Annotated in this window: 2 protein-coding genes; both read right to left on the bottom strand. The window is 40.0% G+C overall.

What is annotated here, in order from left to right:
- Positions 1-1,594, bottom strand: a 1,594-nt coding sequence (aspS, locus tag H5202_RS19180) for an aspartate--tRNA ligase (protein ID WP_182773472.1), incomplete at its 3' end; no start/stop codon positions are given.
- Between the two features lie 170 nt (positions 1,595-1,764).
- Positions 1,765-3,667, bottom strand: a 1,903-nt coding sequence (locus tag H5202_RS19175) for a diguanylate cyclase domain-containing protein (RefSeq protein WP_182773471.1), incomplete at its 5' end; no start/stop codon positions are given.

Raw genomic sequence — 3,667 nt, 5'->3', positions numbered from 1 at the left:
CTAAACCAGCATGTGGAGGTGTACCGTAGCGAAGTGCTTCAAGTAAGAAGCCAAACTTTTCTTGTGCTTCTTCAGCTTCAATACCTAAAATAGTGAATACTGTACTTTGCATTTCGGCGTTATGAATACGCACTGAACCGCCGCCTAATTCACAACCGTTTAATACCATGTCGTAAGCATCTGAAATAGCTGCAGCAGGATCGGCGGCTAATTCAGCAGGGCTAATACCACGAGGCGCAGTGAACGGATGATGAACCGCATGGAAGCCACCATTAATTTTTTCAAACATCGGGAAGTCGACAACCCACATAGGGCGCCACTGCCCTTCAAGTAACTTGAAGTCTTCACCCGCTTTTAAGCGTAACGCGCCCAAAGCTTCAGCAACGACATTGGCTTTGTCTGCACCAAATAAAATGATATCGCCGGTTTGTGCACCTGTACGACTAACAATGTCGTTAACAATAGATTCTGTTAAAAACTTAAGTACAGGTGACTGAATACCATCCATGCCTGCAGCTAAGTCATTTATTTTCATCCACGCTAAACCTTTAGCACCATAAATACCGGCAAATTTAGTGTAATCGTCAATTTGTTTACGAGATAATGACGCGCCAGTTGGAATACGAAGAGCGGCAACGCGCCCTTCTACATCATTTGCAGGGCCATTAAATACCGCAAATTCAACATCTTTAACCAAATCAGCAATATCAACTAATTCAAGTGGATTACGTAAATCAGGTTTATCTGAACCATAACGCTTCATTGCTTCGGCGTAGGTCATACGAGGAAAATCACCTAAATCTACATTCAATAAATCTTGAAATAAACCGCGCATCATTTGCTCAGTTTTTTCCATGACTTGTTCGGCAGACATGAATGAGGTTTCAATATCGATTTGAGTAAATTCAGGCTGGCGATCTGCACGTAAATCTTCATCACGGAAGCATTTAACGATTTGATAATAGCGATCAAAACCAGACATCATTAACAACTGTTTGAACAACTGTGGTGATTGAGGCAAAGCAAAAAATTGACCTTTATAAGTTCGACTTGGTACTAAATAGTCACGCGCACCTTCTGGAGTGGCTTTAGTCAAAATAGGCGTTTCGATATCTAGAAAGCCATTACTGTCTAAAAAGCGACGAACTGAGCTGGTGACTTTTGCACGAAAAATAAGACGCTCGGCCATTTCTGGACGACGTAAATCTAAATAACGGTATTTTAAACGTTGCTCTTCACTATTATTTTGATAGTTATCCATGCTTAATGGTAAAGGAGCTGACGCATTAATAATGCTCAGTTGCTGGCCCAATATTTCTATTGCACCAGTTTTCATTTGTGAATTGATCTGGCTTTCTGGACGAGCGCGAACAATACCTTTTATTTGAACACAAAATTCACTACGCAATGTGCTGGCCATTTCAAAAACATCTTTTAGATCTGGGTCATAAACAACTTGAACAAGCCCTTCTCTATCGCGTAAGTCTAAAAAAACAACCCCGCCTAAATCTCGACTACGGTTGACCCAACCGACTAAAGTAACTTCTTGACCTAGATGAGACTGATTAATGTCTCCACAATAATGACTGCGCATTGAACTCTATCCTTTATCCACAAAGCGGTATTTTGGAAATCGAAAACGATAAAAACGGCATTATATACCGTGACTCAAACTTATGCATTGAAGTATCAGTCAGATTGCACCAATTAACCAGACCTATAGCGAATAAACTGGATCAACTGACTGAAAAATCATCAACCAAATCAGCTCATTTTATATTGATGACCGCCCACCTTTTTAGCTTGATACATTAACTGATCTGATTTTTTCAATAATAAAGCTTCGGTATCCGCATCATCAGGAAAAATAGCGATACCAATACTAGCCGAAATAGAGACATTGATATCATCGATTAATAAAGGTTTCTTTAAACCTAATAAAATATTTTCAGCCACTTGGCGGGCATTTACTTTGGCATCGATATGGTTTAATAACACCACAAACTCATCACCACCAAAACGGGCAACCGTGTCAGACTCTCGTACATTTTGGCTTAGTAATAAGGCGATACGTTGTAGCAACTTATCACCCACATGATGACCATGTTGATCGTTTACTGCTTTAAAACCATCTAAATCTATAAATAACAGCGCAAATTTCGATTTATCCCGATGATGAGTCAATGTGGCTTGTGCTAATCTATCGTCAAGTAAACCGCGATTGGGCAATGCTGTAACATTGTCATGGTTGGCCATAAATCGAAGGTTCTCTTCAGCTTTAAGGCGTTTTTGAATTTCAACATTTAAACGACGATTAGACATTAATATCACGATAGCAATTAGGGTGATAATCAACAAACCGATAACAAGTACTTTTAACCAGCGTTGGTAGCGTAATGTGTCGCTATTAAGATCAAGCGAAACCCATTTTTGATACATGTTCTGTTGTTCTGTTTCATCGATGGTCGCAATCACTCTATCAATCAAAGGCACTAAACCTTTGACGCCTGGAAATAAGCCTATGTGGCTATGCTGCTCAGTTAACTCAGCTAATAAGGACATTTTTAAACTCGGATATTGGCCCCCTTTTAACGTAGTAGCCAATGTTGCAACTTGTTCAACAAACATATCCGCGCGCCCCGTGATCACCGCGTCCATACCTTGTTTGGTATCTGCAACTGGCACTAATTTTATTCCCGGGTATTGTTGGCGAAGTTGATCGACAATGTGATAGCCATCGACAACAGCCAATCGTTTGCCGGTAACTTGTGAGATATTAAAAATAGGAGGCTGAGTTAATGAGGTGACAATTGCCCAAGGTGAAGGCCAATATGCTAATGAAAATGCCAGTGTGTTTTCTCGCTCAACCGTTTTAGCCATACTGGCAACTAAATGAATTTCACCTTTGACCAGATCACTCATCATGTTACCAAAATCATCGTAAGCCACCGGAATTATGGTCAAATTAAGTTGCGTGACCAGTAAGTTTTTGATGTCTGCATTGACGCCCAAAAACTCACCATTTTTGCCCTGAAATTCCATTGGGGCCCAATTTTTCAGGTAACCCATCTTAATGGCCCCCAAGCTGCTAACGTATTGCTTTTGTTGCGTTGTCAGTTTAATTTTATGGGCGGAGTTAGCAAAAAATCGGTCGTCAGGGTTAATTAGCCATTTACGCTCTATTTGAACTTGTTCTTCGACAGAAATTAAATTAAATCCAGCTTGAATCCGATCGGCTAAGCCACTGTCGTCAATACGCGTTAGTACGTACATATCTGTCGAGAATTCGATATCAGTATATTGACGAAATTCTGCCCACAACTTATTGGCTAATAAATGATGAGACGTCATTGCTGCAGATGAAACAAAACCAGTAATTTCATTATTACGTGCCGCTTTAACCATGGCATCTAATGAATCATAAAAACGTAATTGTGCCTTGGGAAAGGTTTTTTTTATATCACTGATATAAGGCGCTGTAGGGAAAACACCAATACGCATTGAAATATCTTCAATATTATTTAACGTTAAGTTCGAACTAAAAAATCGACTTTTAACCGAAATAATATGCCAAGCTTGCTTTAAGCCTGTGCGCATATCTTGGCTTTCTGGATAACCAATATGAACATCTGCAACACCACGGCTCACATCATCAATTGTGCTGCTC

This window comes from Shewanella sp. SG41-4 (genome assembly GCF_014164505.1).
Lineage (GTDB): Bacteria > Pseudomonadota > Gammaproteobacteria > Enterobacterales > Shewanellaceae > Shewanella.
Note: the sequence above shows the minus strand (reverse complement) of the source record. Positions and strands in the feature narration are given on the sequence as shown.